This window comes from Turicibacter sp. H121 (assembly GCF_001543345.1).
Taxonomy (GTDB): domain Bacteria; phylum Bacillota_I; class Bacilli_A; order MOL361; family Turicibacteraceae; genus Turicibacter; species Turicibacter bilis.
On sequence record NZ_CP013476.1, the window covers coordinates 1,888,701 to 1,906,791 of the forward strand.

The following is an 18,091-nucleotide window of genomic DNA, read 5'->3' on the forward strand; positions in this document are numbered from 1 at the left end:
TAAAGGTTTGAGAGGTAATAATCAGTACTATTTATTTTGAAATAATAAATTTAAAAGTGAACTAGCATTAAGTTAAGTTGTTTAGTTTACTTGACTTTTTATTGCTTTTGATTAAAGATAACTCTCTAGAGCCTGTCAAGTTAAGTGTGTAAACTATTTTTAAAATTTATAGGTAGGGTGTTAAACGATCTGGATATAAGATTAATAATTGATTTAATATTTGACTCCAGTTTGAGATTTGACGTTGCCACTTCTTAGTGAATTCCATGGTTTGTAGATAGATTAATTTCATCACAGATGTTTCATTTGGGAAAGCTCCTTTATTTTTCAGAACTTTTCTTAATTGACTATTATAGCTCTCAATAGCGTTTGTTGTATAAATCATTTTTCGTATTTCTTTCGGAAAATGAAAGAGTTGATAAACTTCTTCGATGTTATTTTCCCAAACCCTAACTGCTAAAGGTACCAGTGGATTCCATTTATCCTTAAAGGTCTTAAAGGCTTGTTCTGCTGCCGATTGATTGATGGCTTGATAGATTTGTTTCAAGTCATAACAGAATGATTTTCTATCTTGATAAGAAACAAATTTTGTTGATTGACGGATTAAATGAACTAAACAACGTTGAACTAAGGCATGAGGAAAAACAGCTTGAATGGCTTGTTTAAAACCACTTAAACCATCGACACAAGCGATACAAATATCTTGCACTCCACGCGCTTTTAGTTCATCTAACAAACTCATCCAATAAGAGGCGCTCTCTGCTTCACCAATAGAGAGACTTAAGATGTCTTTACGGCCCTCCAAAGATACTCCTATGATGCAGTAAACAGCCTTATTCGAAGCACTTATTCCATCACGCACTTTGACATGAAGAGCATCTAAGTAGATGATAGGATACACCGCATCCAAAGGTCTCTGTTGCCACTCCTGAATGAGTGGGATGACTTTATCAGTCACAGCGGAAATGGTTTCATGAGAGGTTTCGAATCCATAAATTTCTTCTAACGTTTTAGAGATATCACGTGTCGATAATCCCTTAGCATAAAGAGATAGAATCTTATCTTCAATTCCAATCACATTCGTTTGACGCTTAGGAACAATTTGAGGTTGAAATGACCCCTCACGATCTCTTGGAGCCTGCACTGTTGTTTCTCCGAGTCGTGTCTGAATCGTTTTGGGTTTACGTCCATTTCTTGCATTTGAAGTTGATTTATTACGAAAATCATATCGACTGTAACCTAAGTGTTGGTCTAATTCTGCTTCAAGTGCTTGTTCGATAAAGCTACCAAACATATCTAATAAGGCAGCTTCAATATCACCAGCAGATTTAATTTCATATTCATCTTGAATGAGGTTAAATAATTGATTCATTGCAGCTTTTCTTGTCATAAATGATAAACTCCTTCGAAATTAGTTAACTTATTATGGTAACTATTCTAAGAGTTTACACACTTTATCTTACAACCTCACTCTCTAATATAAATATCCCAATTTTGTTAAATTTTATATATTTTATACAAAAGGTGTGATAAATTTTATATATTTTATACAAAAGGTGTGATAAATGTCATATAATTTATATAAATGGACAATATATGTCCATGTAAAATGATATAATGTTAAGGAAATGGTATGATGATGTATAAAGAGAAAGATCACAGAGTTCACCGAATTTTATCTATTTATGAGCGTTTAGTAAAGGGCAAGGTATTAAATAAAGAACAATTAGCTCTTGAGTTTGGTGTAAATAATAAGTCAATCCAACGAGATATTGAGCAAATCAAATTTTATTTAGCAAATCAGCCTGAATATGCAAGTTTAGAATTACAATATAGCCGTAAATATCGTGGTTATCAGCTACTAGGAAGCGAGAATCAAAACTTGAAGCGAGAAGGCTTGTTAGCGATGGTAAAGATTTTATTAGCGAGTCGAGCTTTTAACGAGAAAGAAATGAATTATTTAATTAATACATTACTGAATCAGCTAGAGTTATCGGATCGTAAATTGATTAAAGAGCTCATTGGAAACGAATTATTTAATTATGTTCCATTAAAACATAATCGTGATGTATTAGATAAAGTTTGGGAGTTAAGTGAGATTATTCATAATCGACAGATTATAGAAGTCTCATATATTCGAGGAGACCATAAACGATCACGTCGGCACTTAAAGCCAGTAAGTATCATGTTTTCAGATTTTTACTTTTATTTAATTGCCTATATGGAAGAAATGAAATATGATTCATATAGTAGTGAAACACTAAATAATAATTATTTGCGAGTCTTTCGAGTTGATCGATTTGAAAATTATCGTGTAATAAATCGTCAATTTTACTTGCCTTATTCTAACCGATTTGAAGAAGGAGAGTTTAGAAAAAGAATACAGTTTATGTTTCTTGGCGAGTTAATTAAATTAAAGTTTGAATTTTATGGTTCCAAAATTGAACCTGTACTTGATCGTTTACCAACCGCTACCATTTTAGAACAAGACTTTGATAAATATGTAATTGAGGCTGAAGTATATGGTAAAGGGATTGTCATGTGGTTATTCAGTCAATCAAGCAGTATCAAAGTATTATCTCCACCTAGCTTAGTGGAAGAAATGAAAGAAGAACTTAGACGTTTGTCAAACATGTATAACCTTTAGGGGATCATGTTATTTGGGGTTTTATATCGGCGTGGGAACCGATATAAAATAAATTATGGGTAATGTTTTGATTCAATTGTTTCGTTTTTTTAGTGTTGTGGGTTATAAATTTGGGAGATTTATAATCAATGTCAATACAAAATGGGTATTTATTTAGGGTGATTTATTAAGATTAGAGTGATGCGAGAGAGTTTAATTAACGGGGAAAGTATAAAGTAATAAGGGGTTATTACTTTAATAATGGAAAAATAATTTTTAGATTTTTATTATTTACTTTATGATAGTTTATAAGTTTGAAATGAAGTTTTATATGGGGAAAGCTTCATTAAGCGATTGCTTCTAATTGGGAGGAAGTAGTCGCTTTTTTATTTAGGTATTGTGTTAGCATTATTTGATGAAAATAAATAATATTCTTTTTACTTGGAGAGGATTTCAATCTAATACCATCAAAAAGACACATCTTTTGCATTGAAACCGTATTCAGCATATGGTAAATTAATCTTTGTGATTCACAAGCTCTAGTGATAGGGTTATCGTTTCATTCTGAGGGGGATGAAGCAATTGTGATTACACGAAAGGAATGTATTAACTTTTTTTGAAAAATAGGTGATTAATCACCACTTTGTCACCATCACTTGCTTTTGGCGGCAACTTTATTATTAAAAACTTCAATGTGTTGGAGATCTAAAATGTAAAACCACCCATGAAAAAATGGGTGGTTTTATTTATGTGAGAAGATAATCTTTTTTTGATTCAGTGATGACTTCTGAATCTGAAAAGCTATAACCCTGCAACAAATTCATGTGAGAAAATAATTGGAATAGATAAAGGTCACTCATGAGTTCTGTTTTGGAATGTTTTCCATTCATTTCGATGAGTTGAATAGTAGCTGTTGGGTCTTCATCATAATTGGTCTCAACATGAGCAATAAGTTCAATGGAAGGAGCTGGGTGTTTGCTCATGTATCGAATCATACGTTCAATTTCTGCAATGGTTTGATGAGGGTTTAATTGTTTCAAGGTTACTAAAACATTTGGGTCTAGAATATCTTCATACTCAAGTTCATAGATCAGACGCCCTAATTCATGAATGACAAAGAAGAGGTAATAAATGTCGACTCCATTTCCACTAAAGTCAATAGAGCCTTCATGACGCTTATAAGTAATATAATACTCTTTAGTCATAGAAAAATCCCCCTTTTATTTCTTGTCTTACCTATAGTTTATTCAACAAGAAGGGAGAATTTGACGAAATTGTATCATTATTGACTAAAAGATTCGAAGAAATAAGAAGAGATATTTTCATGATTTTTATTATAAAATGAACAATAAATGGTATCTGGAAATTCTCCATTTAAAGGATAAACCTTTATAAAATAAAGCTCTTGTGATAAATCTTCAATAAAGGTTTCATTGTTTAATGATATTTTTAACGTACTTGCTCGTAAGTCTTCATTGATTCCCCAAACGAGGAAATAATCTGATGTTTGATAGGTCTGACATCGGTTCACATAGGCTCCACTTGAAGTGGTGTGCCCCCCAGAAAAGTTATATCGCCAAAATAAAAGAGCATTGGGTTCATACCAGGCGATATCTAATTGATCTGTTGCTAAGTCATGATAGAGGATAAATTCCATTTCATTCACACGAATTTGATCCACTATCTCAATCTTGTGATTTAAGCGGGATTGTAAATGTTTTGGAATCGATGAAGGATGAGTTGTCGTCAGATAAATCGCCAATAAATCGGCGATAAGAAAAAGCACTAAGGCAAGCATGAGCTGACGCTTCAGTTTTTTAAACATAAATCCTCCAATAAATTACGTCGTCTATAAACTGTATGCACATAGCAGAGGCTTTATCATTTATATGATTGGTAAAATTAAAACGTGGTATAATAAGTAAAACGGTTTCTTTTATTAAAGGAGAGGGTGAAATGGACTTAATACTAGCAATTGATCAAGGGACGACAAGTACAAGGGCGATTGTCTTTAATAAACAAGGTCAGGTTATTGAAGAGTCACAACGTGAGATTACTTGTTTATATCCAACATCGGGATGGGTGGAGCAAGATGCGAATGAGATTTGGATTTCTACATTATCTGTTTTAAATAGCGTCTTATTATCCCCTAAAATTGATGTTCAGGATATTAAAGGAATTGGGATTACAAATCAACGTGAAACAACAATTTTATGGGATAAAAAAACAGGGCGCCCACTTTATCATGCAATTGTCTGGCAATCGAGACAGACAGAATCCATTTGTGAAAACTGGAAAGCTCAAGGGCTAGAAGCTATCGTTAAAGAAAAGACAGGGCTTTTAATTGATCCTTACTTTTCTGCGTCAAAAATTCGCTTTTTACTAGATCATGTTCCAGGAATTCAAGAGAAAGTGGCGAAAGGTGAGGTGTTATTTGGGACGGTGGATAGTTACTTAGTTTGGAAGCTATCAGGGGGAAAAACACATATTACAGATGTGACGAATGCTTCACGTACATTACTATTTAATATTCATACAGGAACATGGGATGAGGAATTACTAGAGCTATTCAGTATTCCAAAGAGTATCTTACCTGAAGTGAGACAAACTTCAGAAGTCTATACGTATACGATGGATTATATGACAGGGATTCCGCTACCCATTGCTGCAGTTTGTGGTGACCAACAGGCAGCTTTATTTGGTCAGAATTGCTTTTATAAAGGTGATGTTAAAAACACATATGGAACGGGATGTTTCGTCTTAATGAATACAGGAACTGAGCCAGTCCTTTCAAGCCACGGTTTACTAACAACGATTGCTTGGAAAATTAATAATGAAATACATTATGCCTTAGAAGGGAGCGTGTTTATTGGTGGGAGCGCCATTCAATGGTTGCGCGATGGACTTCGCATAATTAAACATGCTAAAGATTCGGAAGACTATGCAAATCGTGTGACAGATTGCGGTGGTGTATATGTTGTCCCAGCCTTTGTTGGGCTAGGAACGCCCTATTGGGATAGTGATGTTCGTGGTGGTGTGTTTGGTTTAAGCCGAGGAACGAGCAAAGAACATTTTATTCGTGCGACGCTTGAAGCGATTGCATATCAAAGTAAAGATGTAATCACCGCGATGGAAGAAGATTTAGGGCATTCGATGAATGTTTTAAAAGTAGACGGTGGTGCTGCTAAAAATAGCTTTTTAATGCAATTTCAAAGTGATATTTTAGGAGTTGATGTATCTGTTCCGATGACAACAGAAACAACCGCCTTAGGTGTCGCCTATTTAGCAGGGCTTGCAACGGGTGTTTATAAGAGTATGGATGAGATTGCTTCTTATTGGCAATCGAATCAACAATATAAGGCCAGAATTACAGAAGAACAACGAGAAACACTGTATGGAGGATGGAAAAAAGCCATTGCAGCGGTACGTCTTTTCAAATCATAAGAGAACTGAATTAATACGTTGAATGATTAAAAAGGATTGCTTCTTATATCGTCATATAAAAGTAAAAGAGTAGTTATTAGTTATAGTAAAATTTATTTAGCTTTATCGTACGGAATAAGAAGGGAGCGAAAGTGATGATTGGTCAAAAAGTTACTGTGATGATGGATCGTCCACTCGGATCAAAACATCCGAAACATGGGTTCATTTATCCGTTGAATTATGGCTATATTCCAGATACTGTAGCGGGTGATGGCGAAGAAGTAGATGCTTATGTTATCGGAGAGTTTGAACCGTTAGATAGATTTGAAGGTTATGTCGTGGCGATTATTCATCGACAAGATGATGTGGAAGATAAGTTAGTTGTTTGTCGCGATCGGTATCGATATAATGAATCACAGATTAAGGCTTTAGTTGAATTTCAAGAAAGATTTTTTCAATCGACAATTGAAATGAGTGATTAGATGGAAGTGACAATTAGACGAGTTGAATTTTATGAAATTAACCAAGTTGTTAGCTTTTTAATTGAGCAGTTTAAGGATATATTTTTAACTTTAAAAATAGAGGAAGAGGTATTAATTCAGTTATTTAGTACTGCGATGAGGTGTGAACAATGCTTTATTGCATTGTATAAAGAACAACTGGTAGGTGTATTGACTTATTCAACGAGGGAACATGCTTCATTTGAAGTGAGTCTAAAAGATGTTAGAAAGATGACAGGGTGGTCTAAATTTCTACGATTTTATTACAAGGTTATGAGAGACGCAGTTGTTGTGAATGATAATCAAATATATTTAAATTCATTAGTTATACATCCAAGCTTTCGTCGCCAAGGCATTGCGACACAATTAATAGAATATATTTTGGATGAAATAAAAGTAAGTGAATATCTTCTTGATGTGATGAAGACAAATCAGGAAGCATTAGCTTTATATAAGAAGTTAGGGTTTAAAGTTATTAAAAAACGATTTAACACACTAATCTTGAAATTAATGTAGAAATTTGAAGGGGATATTTTACAATAAATGACAAATGAAGCTTAATAAGTGTATTATAATAAAAGAGCAATAGGGGTGTGATTAGCAGTGAAAAAACTAGATTGATTGTGGTTGAGGTGATTCAGTGGCAATTGATTTAGTTTTTTTCTTTTTCTTAGAGTGTAGTTATTGGGTACATAGCTGTGAATCTTTTTTTAATTTCTTTACTGTTATTTTTTGAAAGATTTATGTATAATTTCTTCATGACAAAAGAAAGGGGGCGTCATAGTGTTAGGGACAGTTGTGAATGCAGGGGCGATTATTTTAGGGGGGAGTATCGGACTTGTATTAAAAAAAGGATTGCCTAAGCGATTTGGAAATCAAGTCATGAATGGGTTAGCACTATGTGTACTATATATTGGTATCAGTGGAACGCTACAAGCAAAAAATGTATTAATGCTTATTTTATCAATGGTAATTGGAACGTTAATTGGTGAGTTATTAGATTTAGATGAACGTGTGACTCAATTAGGAAATTGGCTAGAGAATAAGTTTAAAAGTAAGGATGAATATGTTTCAATTTCTGAAGGATTTGTGAGTGCAAGTTTATTGTTTTGTGTTGGAGCCATGGCGATTGTTGGCGCTTTACAAGATGGACTAAAAGGTGATACCTCGATGCTTTATACGAAAGCAATGTTAGATGGAATATCAGCGTTAATTTTTTCAACGAGTTTAGGAGTGGGAGTTATCTTATCAAGTGTTTTGGTTTTGATCTATCAAGGTGGAATCACCTTTCTTGCGAGTTTGATGGCTCCTTTTTTAACTGATATGGTGATTGCTGAAATGACGGGGGTTGGATCATTATTAATTATTGGACTTGCCTTGAATATGCTTCGAATGACGAATTTAAAATTAATGAACTTTGTTCCTGCAATTTTTATTCCCATTCTTTTATCTTTAATCATGTAGGGGTTAGTGACTTTTTGCACTTATCAATCAAAATGGTCAAAAAGTGACAAATGTTGTATATTGAACTCGTTATAATCGAAAGTGAAAATAAGTGGATGTTTCGTGATTAGGGATATTACCGAATGTATTTTTGTTGATCACGAGTTAGAGACAGAGCATATTATCTTTATTCTACGGTCTTGTTTTCAAGCAGCTAAATGATGATCGAAAGGAGATGCTAACGATCTTCTTGCGGGGAAATATAGTGTACTTGCAGATGACCTTAGTCTACCTGATGAGGTGATCAAATAATATCCTCATCCATATGAGACAGAGTAGGTGTTTATGTGAGATGTTTTAATTCAAAAAGGTATATAAATGCCATCAAGTGACGGATTAACTAGGAGTTGAGGTAGAAAAAGCCATTTTTTGTATACAAGTATTTCATACAAGACGTTGCTTGATGTATTTTCAATGGGCATATCCGAAAGCTAAAATTATGATTTGTCTGATTGAAATCCAACGAATTAATAAAGAGAGTTGGTTTAAAAATTCGACTGATATTAAACGTGTAATGGGGAATTGATGCAATTCCTGGTTATTATTTAAAAATAAGCGGTGAGATTTAATTAAAGATTGGAAGTGTACGAAATGGTTGATGATGTTTTTGGTGAAAAGCTATCTGGTCAAACGTATGTTGATCGAGAAGGGGTTTATGCCATTATTTTAAATGATAAAAATGAAGTGGCTACTATTCGTCTACCTCATGGTTATTTTTTACCAGGTGGTGGACTAGAAGGCACTGAAAGTAAAGAAGCTTGTTTACGTCGTGAATGCTTAGAAGAGCTTGGCTGGGAGATTGAAATTAATCAATTTGTTTGTAAGGCATCTAATTACTACTATTCGATGTATCGTGATCTTTATTTATATGCAATAGGACACTTTTATTTAGCGACGTATCTTGAACAAGTGGCACAGCCGATTGAACATGACCATGAATTAGTCTGGATGAGTTTAGAGGATTGTTTAAGTCAATTACATCTTGATCATCAAGCATGGGCAATTAAGCAAGTGACTCACTTATTGTAGGATGAGGTGACAAGTGTCTCGTCATAGAAGAAGACATTCTGTAACTCAGGATGTCTTTTTCTATGATTAAATTCGACTTTTTCGTCTAAAATAGGAGATGAATAAATTTCTTACAAAAAAACAATAATTGAATGAATTAATATATGCTATAATAGTAGCGATATTTTGAAAAGGAGTGAGGTTTTATGTTAGACACTTTAAAATTTAGACGTCAAAAATTAGGGGCCAATATTAAAGATAACTCATTATTAATTTTATTTTCAGGAGATGCACCCGTGCGTTCAGGTGATCAATTTTATGAATATACACCACATCGTAATTTCTATTATTTAACGAACTTAGATCGTCCAAAAATGGCGTATGTCTTACGTAAATTTAATGGAGTTATGGAAGATTATTTATTCATTGAGACGGTTTCAGAAGTAGAAGAAAAATGGACTGGAAAACGAATGAGTAAAGAAGAAGCAACAGAAATTTCAGGAATTAAAAATGTCTTCCCTGAAAGTGAGTTACGCAACATGTTAGGTCGTTGGTTATTAAACGAAGGATTTGAAAATGCGTACTTTGACTTTGAACGTGGATCATATAATCATCCAGACACGATTCAAACTTTATTTGCCAAAGAATTAAAACGTCAATATCCATTTTTGCACGTACAAAATATTTATCACGATATTACCGCTTTACGTTTAATTAAATCAGAAGATGAGATTGCAAATATGCGTACAGCAATTGAAAAAACACGTTTAGGAATTGAGAGTTTAATGAGAAACTCAAAACCAGGAATGTATGAGTATCAATTAGAAGCATATTATAATTTTACGATTAAAACAGAAGGGGTTAAAAAGACATCATTCCATACGATTGCAGCTTCTGGAGCTAATGCCACAGTTTTACATTATGATAAAAATGATTCAATCTGTCGCGATGGAGATTTAATTTTATTTGACTTAGGATGTGAGTGGAACTATTATTGTTCTGATATTTCACGTACATTCCCAATTAACGGGAAGTTTACAGATCGTCAGCGTGATGTTTATCAGGCCGTTTTAGATGCTCAGTTAGCAACTATTGAAATCATTAAGCCTGGAGTTTCTCTACAAGATGTTAATGAATTTGCTCGTAAAAAGTTAGCTGAAGGATGTAAGAAACTGGGGTTAATTGAAAAAGATGAAGAATTATCAAAATACTATTATCATGGAATCGGACACTATTTAGGATTAGATACACATGATGTTGGTGGACGTGGTGGTATTTTACAACCAGGTATGGTTATTACAATTGAACCAGGATTATATATTGCTGAAGAAGGAATTGGAATCCGTATCGAAGATGATATATTAGTGACAAAAGATGGACACGAAAACTTATCAAAAGACATCATCAAATCGGTAGAAGACATTGAGAACTTCATGGGTTCTCAACGATAAGGGGGTCTTGGCCTTTTTATAGAAAAAGTATCCTCAATTGCTAGGTAGTGAAACAATCTTTGATTGCGAGCTTAGCTATGGAGTCCTCGTCTTTTTCGAAAGAAAAAGTATCCTCTAATAATGAGATATTTCCGCTGGTAGGGTGATAGCTTATTACTAAAAAAGACATTAAAAGTAAACAAAAGGGAGACTCTTAAATGAGTGCTCCCTTTTTCTATCGAAAATGTCGGTAGGTAGATTGTTTTTTCTCATGAAAGACCATTTCAGCAAATTTAACGAATAGTTTGCTAAATGGTAGGAATAAGAATACAGTCGATAAATTGAAGAAAAGTTGTGCATTCGCAATTTGTCTTTCAGGTGTTGGACTAAAGGTTGCAGTGAAATCTATTAGAGTGTCGATGAATGGTAAGAAGAGCAGTGTTCCGAGAAGATTAAAGGTAAAGTGAATGAGTGCTGCCTGCTTTCCGGCTGTATTACCACCTAAGCTAGATAGTATAGCTGTCATACATGTTCCAATTTCATGGCCAAAAAGAATAGGAACAGCTGTATAAAGAGTGATTGCTCCGGTAGAAGCGAGTGAGATGAGAATGGCTGTTGAAGCTGAGGAACTTTGAATTAAGAAGGTAATCGACATTCCAAGAAAAATACACAGAAGAGGGTTACCTTGAACATTAAAAATCAGTCGTTTGAAAAGGCCAGAAGAGACGATAGGGCTCATTGATGATTTAACGATTCCAAGCCCGAGAAATAACATCCCAAAACTAAACAAAAAATGCCCGATATGATGAATGTTCTTTTTGGTAGAAAAGAGCATTAGGGTAGCTCCTAAAAAAATAAAGTAAGGAATAAAATCCGTTAAATTAAGTGTAATCAATTGCGTAGTTACCGTTGTTCCAATGTTAGCTCCCATAATGACTCCTGTTGCTTGTAATAAAGTCATTAATCCTGTGTCCACTAGCCCGACGACTAACACAGTAATTGCTGAACTGCTTTGAACGAGTGCGGTAAAGATGCAACCAATAAATGCTCCTTTATAAGGGGAAGTAATAGTGGTAGAAACTGTTTCTTTTAATTTATTGCCAGCTAATGATTTCAAGGCATTGCTCATTTGTCGCATTCCATATAAAAAGAGAGCAAGACCACAAAATAAGCTAAGGATGATCGGTAGTACAGTCATTATTTTCACTCCTATTGATGTTAGTATCTCTAGATTGTACGTTCCCCCTTTAAAATTTAGTCCATAAATTCTTCCCTGGAAATGAATAAACTGTCCATTTTGAGGCCATAATAAGTCAGTTTATTTAATAGAAAGGGATGTGGCGAAGATGAATCATATTTTATTCAAAGTTGCAGAGATAGAGGAAAGATTAAGAACGACTCTAGAAATAGGAGGCCCAATTGATCGAATAGTTAGTGAGGCTCAACTAAAAACGTTAGACTTTTTTAAATACCATCCTATTCGTAATCAAGAAGAGGCAAATGAATTATTACGAGTAATGGACTTAGTATTTGGTCTTAAATAAAAATAAAAAAACAAGTTAGGATGAATGTCCTAACTTGTTTTTTTGTGGATAATATAAATTATTTTGTCATATTATTATCTAAACTTAAAACATATTCAGCGATATTGATTGAATGATCACCAATACGTTCAAAGTTTGAAATGGCATCTAAGAATACAGCACCACTATGGGCATTACATTTGTTTTGGCTTAAGCGTTGGATGTGTTTATCACGTAATAACTCTTCTAAGCGATCGATATTTTCTTCAAAAATCATTGTGTCATTTGCTTTTTGACGATTATTATTTTTGTAGCTTGCATAAGATGAATTAATCGATTCGATTGTATAGTTATACATTAATCTTAACTCTTCTAATGCATCACTTGTAAATGTTAATTTACTTGTTGAAACTTCTTCGGCTAATTCAGCGATATTTTTACTATGATCTCCAATACGCTCAATATCACTTATGATTTTAATCATTGATGCGATACGATTTGTATCAACTTCTGTAATATCATGAGAAGAAATTGATACTAAGAATGTAGATAATTCACGCTCTAAGCGATTAATCTCTGATTCATTTTCAAAGATTTTTTTGAGATTTTTTACTTTACCATCAATTAAAGCATTTGTTGAAAGTGTTAAGTTTTCTTTTGCTAAATCATACATTGTTAAACTCTCTTGGAATGCTTGCTCGAATGCAATCGCAGGTGTTTCAAGGAAACGACGATCTAAACGATTAATCGTTGGTTTTTCACCTTCTTTATCTTTAAGAGCTAAGTTAGCTAATTTAACAAACACACCAGCAAATGGTAATAAAATAATTGCATTGACAATATTAAAGATTGTATGTGCATTGGCAATTTGTTTGTCAATATCTCCACCCATATACATCACAACTTGCGATAGGATATTAATCAATGGTAAGAAGATTAATGTTCCGATTAAGTTAAATGATAAATGGATGAATGCAGCTTTCTTAGCCACTTTATTGGCATTTAAACTTGATAATAGGGCAGTTACACATGTTCCGATATTATTACCGAATAGGATAGGAATCGCTACTTGTAAGCTAATTGCACCTGTTGCAGCTAGGGATAAAAGAATTGCTGTTGATGCAGAAGAACTTTGTACGACTGCAGTCATAGCTGCCCCGACTAAAATTCCTAAGAACATGTTTCCTTCAAGAGTTAAGATTAAGTCTTGGAAGAATGTTGTTTGGGCAATTGGGCTCATTGCATCTTTCATTTGAGATAATCCCATGAATAAAAGACCGAACCCAAAGACGATTTTACCGATTTCTTTACGCTTTTCTTGTTTCATGAATAAGATAAGCGCCGCCCCGATAATGATGAATAATGGAATGTAATCATCAATTTTGAATGTGATTAATTGACCAGTAATCGTTGTCCCGATGTTAGCCCCCATGATGACTCCTACTGCTTGGTATAAGCTCATAAGACCTGCGTTAACGAAACCAACGACCATTACGGTTGTAGCACTACTACTTTGTATAATTGCTGTGACAATTGTTCCTACTAAAGCCCCTTTAAGTGGATTTGTAATGGCTTTATCGAAGAATGATTTTAATCGTGAACCTGCTGCGTTTTCAAGTCCATCTCCCATAAATTCCATACCGAATAAAAATAGGGCAAGTCCACTAAATAGACCTAGTAAGATATTAATGTATTCCATACAGTTACCTCCAAATTTTATCCTGTTCCATCATACTACAAAATCCTCTAAATGAAAATAATATGTTAATAGATTAACCTATATTTAAGATAAAAAACGATAGTATTTTAAAAAAATAAAAAGTAATCGTTATTTACGGTGGCATTTTATAATTTTAGTGTAACTACATTTTTTTATGAAATTCTGTTATTTTTTATTTCTTTTACACTTTCTATATAAAGAAACATGAATGGCATCCATGGAGTACATTAGACTTAAAAGCATTAACAATCCTTTACATAAGGCGATGGTTGAATCAGGAAAATTTTTGTGAATAGACAAAAATCATTCTATCTTATATATTTATTGTGCAACAGTCATAAAGATTTAAAGGAATCTATAAAAAAAATATGTATGTAATAAACTTGCGTATCTAAAAATAACAAAGATTGGTTGTTTTACTACAATAAAAATATCGATTTGTAAAGAAGATTACTATATTATTTGGTTTTAAGATGTGAATTTAGTATAATAAAATTACTTTGAAAAAATGTAAATCACTTGAATGGAGGAAATAAAACATGCAAAAACCTGTTTTAACGATATCAGAATTACGTGCAAACGTTGAAGATAAAGAAATTTTAAAAGGCGTAAACTTAGAAATTAAAGGCGGAGAAGTTCATGCGATCATGGGACCTAACGGAACTGGAAAATCGACATTATCTTCTACAATTATGGGACACCCTAAATATCATGTAACAAGTGGAAATGTGACATTAAATAATGAAGATGTATTAGCTATGTCAGTTGATGAGCGTGCTCGTGCTGGATTATTCTTAGCAATGCAATATCCTGCAGAAGTACCAGGTGTTACAAACTCAGACTTTTTACGTACAGCTATGCAAACACGTATGGAAGAAGGAAAAGATGTTCCTTTATTTAAGTTTATTCGTGAATTAGATAAGAGTGTGGCAAAATTAGAAATGCGTGAAGATTTACCACATCGTTACTTAAATGAAGGATTCTCAGGTGGAGAGAAAAAACGTAATGAAATTTTACAAATGTTAATGTTAAAACCAAATATTGCAATTTTAGATGAAATTGACTCAGGATTAGATGTTGATGCATTACGTATTGTTGGAGAAGCAGTAAACTCAATGCGTGGTGAAAACTTTGGATGCTTATTAATTACTCACTACCAACGTTTATTAGACCATATCAAACCAGACTTCGTTCATATCATGATGAAAGGGCGTATCGTTAAATCTGGTGGACCAGAATTAATTGAACGTATTGATCGTGAAGGATACGATTGGATTAAACAAGAATTAGGAATTGAAGATGAACGAGTAATCGTTGAAGATGAAAAACGTAAAGTCGTATCAATCGGAACATGTGCTACAAAAGAAATGTTAGACCTATAATCTAAACACTGTTTATATAATAAATGTACTGATAAGATTTAAAAGTTATAGATGAAAGGGGTCAGATTGATGACGCAATTACCAACTTGGGTTAATGAAATGCAATCGAAAGCTTTAGCTGCGATGCCTTCATTAAAATTACCAAAAGCAGATCGTACAAATATTAAAAACTGGGCCTTCGATGTCATTGAAGCACAAGCTCCAGTTTCATATAAAGAGAATGAAATCCCAGCAGCAGTTTCGCACTTAGTGAATGCTGATGAACAAAATGTTGTCATCGTATGTGACGGCGTTGTTGTTTACAAGAAATTAAGTGATGCCTTTAATGGAGTTGTATTAGCCAACTTAACAGAGGCTTTAACGGTTCATGAAGATTTATTTAAGTCTCATTTCATGACAGTAACACCAGTAGAAATGAATAAATTAGTGGCAATGCATGTTGCTCATTTAAATAGTGGTTTATTTATCTATGTTCCAAAAAATAAAGTGATTAATGATGTCTTAAATGTTGTATATGTACAAGAAAATGGATCATTAATGAATCACACATTAATCGTGGCAGAACAAAGTTCACAATTCAAATATATCGAAAACTATCATAATACTTCAAAAGCAAATATCAATGCGATTTCAGAAGTTGTTGTTGGTGAAAATGCACATGTTGAATATGCAGCGATGGATCGTTTACACCAAGATTCAACCGTTTACCAATGTCGTAAAGCAAATGTTCAAGCAAATGGACGTTTCTTATTATCATTAGGAGCTTTAAATGACGGAAATACAGTTTCTGAGAACTTAGTCGCTTTAGTTGGGCAAGGGGCAACTGCTGAAGTGAAAACAGTGGCGATTGCTGAAGGCACACAAAAACAAAATATCACGGTCAATATTGAACACTTTGCTCCTTATACAGAAGGACATATTGTCAACCATGGGGTTTCAAAAGATAGTGCTCAATTAACATTCAATGGAATCGGAAAAATTAATAAAGGAATGAATGGATCGAATGCACAACAAGAAAGCCGTGCCATGATTTTATCTGAAACAGCACGTGCCGATGCTAACCCAATTCTTTTAATTGACGAGTATGATGTTAAAGCTGGACATGCGGCTGGTGTGGGTAAAATTGACGAAGAGCAATTATACTATTTAATGAGTCGTGGATTAACGCGTCGTGCAGCTGAAATTTTAATTATTTACGGATTCTTAATGCCATTCATTGATGATATTCGTAGCGAGGTAATCAAATCAGAATTCATGAAGGTTATTGAACGTAAAATTAATGCTTAAAGAGGTGGAGACAATGTCAATCGATGTCAATCGTATCCGTGAAGATTTCCCTATTTTAAAGGAAACGATGAACGGACATCCATTAGTATATTTAGATAGTGGTGCTACAACGTTAAAACCTCAAGTGGTTATTGACGCCGTAAATCATTACAATACGAAGAAAACATCTAATGTTCATCGCGGTGTATACCAATTAAGTAACGATGCAACGGAATTATATGAAGGGGCACGTGAAAAGGTTAAACAATTAATTAATGCTAAAAAGGTAGAAGAAATTGTTTTTACTAAAGGGGCAACGCACGCCCTAAACTTAGTTGCTCAAAGTTATGGTTTATATAATTTAAAAGCCGGGGATGAAATCATTGTTTCTGAGCTAGAACATCATAGTAGCTTCTTACCATGGCAACATGTGGCTCGTGTGACGGGGGCTGTCTTAAAATTCATCCCACTTGATGAAACAGGTCATATTACAGTAGAAAATTTTAAAAAAGTTTTAAGTGATAAGACAAAAGTTGTTGCGATTAACTATGTTTCTAACGTGATGGGATATGTGTCCCCAATTAAAGAAATCACCGCTTTAGCTCGTGAAGTAGGAGCAATCATTTCAGTTGATGCAGCTCAAGCAGCTCCACATATGAAAATTGATGTTCAAGATTTAGATTGTGATTTCTTATCTTTCAGTGGACATAAAATGTGTGGACCAACAGGTGTTGGTGTTTTATATGGTAAATATGAATTATTAAACGCATTAGAGCCAATGGAATTTGGTGGTGAAATGATTGATATCGTTGGTGAAGTAACATCAACATGGAAAGATGCTCCTTATCGTTTTGAAGCAGGGACACCAGTTATTGCTGGAGCTATTGGACTTGGAGCAGCCATCGATTATTTAGACGCAATTGGATTTGATAATATTGCAGCACATGAATTAGAGTTACGAAACTATGCGGTTGAAAAACTTGAAGAATTAGGTGGGGTAACGATTTTTAATCGTGATGCTGAAACTGGAATCATTTCATTTAACATTGATGGGGTTCATCCACACGATGCAGCCACTATTTATGATGCCGAAGGTGTCTGTGTACGTGCTGGACATCATTGTGCACAGCCATTAATGGGATGGTTATGTCAACCAGCCACTTTACGTGCAAGTTTCTATTTATATAATACAAAAGAAGAAGTGGATGCATTTATTGAAGCCACTCGTAAAGGAAAGGAGTTTTTCGACGGTGTCTTTTTCTAATTTAGAGCAATTATATCGCCAAGTTATTATGGATCATTATAAAAATCCTCGTAATAAAGGATTATTACAAGAAGATGGGTATCATGAAGTTCACTTAAAAAACCCAACATGTGGAGATGATATTACGGTTCAAGTTAAAGTAGAGGACGGTAAAATCATAGACTTACGTCATGAAGGAACTGGATGTTCAATTTGTTGTTCATCAGCTTCGGTAATGTCTCAAACATTAAAAGAAAAAACATTAGATGAAGCTCAGCATATTACAAATAATTTTTATGAGTTAGTTAAAGGTAATGAATTCGATGAAGATTTAGATATGGGAGATGCACCAGTTTATCAAGGTGTGTCTAAATTCCCAGCACGTGTTAAATGTGCAACTATTTCATGGAAAGCTGCTGAGCAAGCAATTAACGAAATAAAAAAATAACATAAAAAAAATCATACCA

The 18,091-nt window shown here is 33.9% G+C and carries 18 protein-coding genes; 13 read left to right on the plus strand and 5 right to left on the minus strand.

All coding sequences use genetic code 11. From position 1 onward, the window contains the following. Positions 1-166: 166 nt before the first annotated feature. Positions 167-1,390 carry an IS256 family transposase gene (locus tag AT726_RS09070; protein WP_070099804.1) on the minus strand — a complete coding sequence of 408 codons (1,224 nt, stop codon included), beginning with the start codon at positions 1,388-1,390 and terminating at the stop codon, positions 167-169. A gap of 246 nt (positions 1,391-1,636) precedes the next feature. Between AT726_RS09070 and AT726_RS09075 the strand changes: the two genes are divergently transcribed. After that, entirely contained in the window at positions 1,637-2,647 is a 1,011-nt protein-coding gene (locus AT726_RS09075; protein WP_237297062.1) for a helix-turn-helix transcriptional regulator, read from the plus strand. 725 nt (positions 2,648-3,372) lie between these two features. Here the strand turns inward: AT726_RS09075 and AT726_RS09080 are convergent. After that, positions 3,373-3,831, minus strand: a complete 459-nt coding sequence (locus AT726_RS09080; RefSeq protein WP_068759435.1) for a hypothetical protein — start codon at positions 3,829-3,831, stop codon at positions 3,373-3,375. Positions 3,832-3,908: 77 nt separating this feature from the next. Further along, positions 3,909-4,451 (minus strand): hypothetical protein, encoded by a 543-nt coding sequence (locus AT726_RS09085; protein WP_068759436.1) that lies wholly within the window; start codon positions 4,449-4,451, stop codon positions 3,909-3,911. 131 nt (positions 4,452-4,582) lie between these two features. On the opposite strand from AT726_RS09085, the gene glpK reads away from it, so the two are divergent. From glpK to AT726_RS09115, 7 genes are all read left to right on the plus strand, one after another. Further along, complete coding sequence (glpK, locus tag AT726_RS09090) at positions 4,583-6,070, plus strand: glycerol kinase GlpK (protein ID WP_068759437.1); 1,488 nt, start codon at positions 4,583-4,585, stop codon at positions 6,068-6,070. 134 nt (positions 6,071-6,204) lie between these two features. Continuing rightward, positions 6,205-6,531, plus strand: a complete 327-nt coding sequence (locus tag AT726_RS09095; RefSeq protein ID WP_055243337.1) for an inorganic diphosphatase — start codon at positions 6,205-6,207, stop codon at positions 6,529-6,531. Next, the gene (locus AT726_RS09100) at positions 6,532-7,065 is read left to right on the plus strand and encodes a GNAT family N-acetyltransferase (RefSeq protein WP_055276973.1); all 534 of its coding nucleotides are present in this window, start codon (positions 6,532-6,534) and stop codon (positions 7,063-7,065) included. A gap of 267 nt (positions 7,066-7,332) precedes the next feature. Beyond that, positions 7,333-8,013, plus strand: a complete 681-nt coding sequence (locus AT726_RS09105) for a DUF554 domain-containing protein (protein WP_055276975.1) — start codon at positions 7,333-7,335, stop codon at positions 8,011-8,013. Positions 8,014-8,455: 442 nt separating this feature from the next. Further along, positions 8,456-8,578 (plus strand): hypothetical protein, encoded by a 123-nt coding sequence (locus AT726_RS13440; RefSeq protein ID WP_257720679.1) that lies wholly within the window; start codon positions 8,456-8,458, stop codon positions 8,576-8,578. A 65-nt stretch (positions 8,579-8,643) separates the two neighbouring features. After that, positions 8,644-9,081, plus strand: a complete 438-nt coding sequence (locus tag AT726_RS09110; protein WP_068759438.1) for an NUDIX hydrolase — start codon at positions 8,644-8,646, stop codon at positions 9,079-9,081. A gap of 185 nt (positions 9,082-9,266) precedes the next feature. Then, positions 9,267-10,511, plus strand: a complete 1,245-nt coding sequence (locus tag AT726_RS09115) for an aminopeptidase P family protein (RefSeq protein ID WP_068759439.1) — start codon at positions 9,267-9,269, stop codon at positions 10,509-10,511. Between the two features lie 214 nt (positions 10,512-10,725). Here the strand turns inward: AT726_RS09115 and AT726_RS09120 are convergent, their stop codons facing one another. Further along, positions 10,726-11,688: a Na/Pi cotransporter family protein gene (locus AT726_RS09120; protein WP_068759440.1), complete on the minus strand. Its 963-nt coding sequence runs from the start codon at positions 11,686-11,688 to the stop codon at positions 10,726-10,728. 148 nt (positions 11,689-11,836) lie between these two features. On the opposite strand from AT726_RS09120, the gene AT726_RS09125 reads away from it, so the two are divergent. Further along, positions 11,837-12,034, plus strand: a complete 198-nt coding sequence (locus AT726_RS09125; protein WP_055276983.1) for a hypothetical protein — start codon at positions 11,837-11,839, stop codon at positions 12,032-12,034. A 58-nt stretch (positions 12,035-12,092) separates the two neighbouring features. Here AT726_RS09125 and AT726_RS09130 read toward each other — a convergent pair whose 3' ends face one another. Then, entirely contained in the window at positions 12,093-13,712 is a 1,620-nt protein-coding gene (locus AT726_RS09130; protein WP_055276985.1) for a Na/Pi cotransporter family protein, read from the minus strand. Between the two features lie 560 nt (positions 13,713-14,272). Between AT726_RS09130 and sufC the strand changes: the two genes are divergently transcribed. From sufC to sufU, 4 genes are all read left to right on the plus strand, one after another. Next, positions 14,273-15,115, plus strand: a complete 843-nt coding sequence (gene sufC, locus AT726_RS09135) for a Fe-S cluster assembly ATPase SufC (protein WP_055243329.1) — start codon at positions 14,273-14,275, stop codon at positions 15,113-15,115. A gap of 69 nt (positions 15,116-15,184) precedes the next feature. Beyond that, positions 15,185-16,402, plus strand: coding sequence for a Fe-S cluster assembly protein SufD (gene sufD, locus AT726_RS09140; protein WP_068759441.1), 1,218 nt, complete (start codon positions 15,185-15,187; stop codon positions 16,400-16,402). Between the two features lie 13 nt (positions 16,403-16,415). Then, positions 16,416-17,645, plus strand: coding sequence for a cysteine desulfurase (locus AT726_RS09145; protein WP_082704894.1), 1,230 nt, complete (start codon positions 16,416-16,418; stop codon positions 17,643-17,645). After that, a complete protein-coding gene (sufU, locus tag AT726_RS09150) occupies positions 17,632-18,072 on the plus strand; it encodes a Fe-S cluster assembly sulfur transfer protein SufU (protein WP_055275595.1) in 441 nt (146 codons plus the stop codon). The genes AT726_RS09145 and sufU overlap by 14 nt, the downstream gene beginning before the upstream one ends. Positions 18,073-18,091: the final 19 nt, after the last annotated feature.